The organism is Bartonella sp. AA74HLJMH (assembly GCF_042197045.1).
In the GTDB taxonomy this organism is placed as follows: domain Bacteria; phylum Pseudomonadota; class Alphaproteobacteria; order Rhizobiales; family Rhizobiaceae; genus Bartonella.
On the sequence record NZ_JBHIRJ010000095.1, the window covers coordinates 1 to 1,201 of the forward strand.

Here is a 1,201-nt window from a genome sequence, read left to right on the forward strand (position 1 = left end):
ACACGTGCAGCCAATGCTGGTGCGACAGTTTCGCAAATGAAAGCGCTTTTTGGCTGGACAGAAGATAAAATGGCATCCCTTTATACCAAAACAGCTGATAGAAAACGCCTTGCAATAGAAGCCATTAAAAAACTTCAAAAAGGTTAGAGCAACGGGCGGAAGCTAAAAAACTAAAGCCCCGTCAAAATTATAAACGAAATCAAAGCGACGTTTGATGTGCTTCAGAAACCAGAGGAGAAATAGGTGGTTGTGTCTGTTGCATTGTTTGCCATAAATTATAATTTGTTTGCATATCCAGCCAAAATTTCGCTTTACTAAAACCAGCTAGTTCTAATTTCACTGCAAGTTCGGTACTCATAGAGGCATGTCCGTTAATCACTCTTGATAGAGAAGCTCTTGTCATATGGAGATGATTAGCTAACTTTTGTATTGTTATCCCCATTTCGTCTAAGAAAGCTACTTTTAGAACTTCGCCCGGATGTGCGGGGTTATGCATCATTATTTTCGTTCCTTTCATCAATGGTAATCTTGATAATCAACAAGCTCCACATCTGTTCCTATAAAGCGAAAAGTAACACGCCAATTTCCATTCACCCATATAGAATAGTATCCTGTAAGTTCACCTTTAAGAGGATGCATTTTAAAGGCAGGTGCTTTCAACATTTCGGGCGTGGTAGCACTTGTTAAAGCCGTTAAGATAACGCGTAATTTCTTTACGTGATCTGGTCGAATAGCTTTTGTGGAACCTGTTGTATAAAATAATTTTAAGCCCTTATGTCTGAAACTCACAATTGCCATTAGCACCCCTTATCGTATACTATTACTATACGATTTATAAAAATAAGAGTCAAGTAAGATACTGGAAAATCTGATTACATATTTGGATAAAATGATTGAGAATAAGCTATAAAAAAGTTCGGGATAGACATAAAAATAAGTTAATAAAATCAATGGAATTAAAATTCCCTTACCTTTATATAAGTTATTGATTGCATATAAATGTAGCATTCCCACCCCCTCCGCCACAGCACTTTTATGGTGCTATAACTTATTGATTTCATGTGTGTTTTTTCAAGGTGCGGGATTCGTAAATGTAGCTTGCCAGCAGGTTTTGTATATTTTGACACTAGGTTTTGTACCAATTTATTTTTTTCAAAGAGTTTTTAAGGGGTTCTCAAAGGGTCTTCAAAGACCTTTCAAA

The 1,201-nt window shown here is 36.5% G+C and carries 2 protein-coding genes and 1 pseudogene; 1 reads left to right on the plus strand and 2 read right to left on the minus strand.

Annotation, left to right across the window (positions count from 1 at the left end; genetic code table 11):
* Window positions 1-147: pseudogene (locus ACFINH_RS09860) on the plus strand (integrase); the annotation flags it as partial.
* A gap of 52 nt (window positions 148-199) precedes the next feature.
* On the opposite strand, the gene ACFINH_RS09865 reads toward ACFINH_RS09860, so the two are convergent.
* Both ACFINH_RS09865 and ACFINH_RS09870 read right to left on the minus strand, forming a co-directional pair.
* Window positions 200-499 carry a HigA family addiction module antitoxin gene (locus tag ACFINH_RS09865; RefSeq protein WP_183194585.1) on the minus strand — a complete coding sequence of 100 codons (300 nt, stop codon included), beginning with the start codon at window positions 497-499 and terminating at the stop codon, window positions 200-202.
* A 17-nt stretch (window positions 500-516) separates the two neighbouring features.
* Window positions 517-798, minus strand: coding sequence for a type II toxin-antitoxin system RelE/ParE family toxin (locus ACFINH_RS09870; protein ID WP_183194586.1), 282 nt, complete (start codon window positions 796-798; stop codon window positions 517-519).
* Between the last annotated feature and the right edge of the window lie 403 nt (window positions 799-1,201).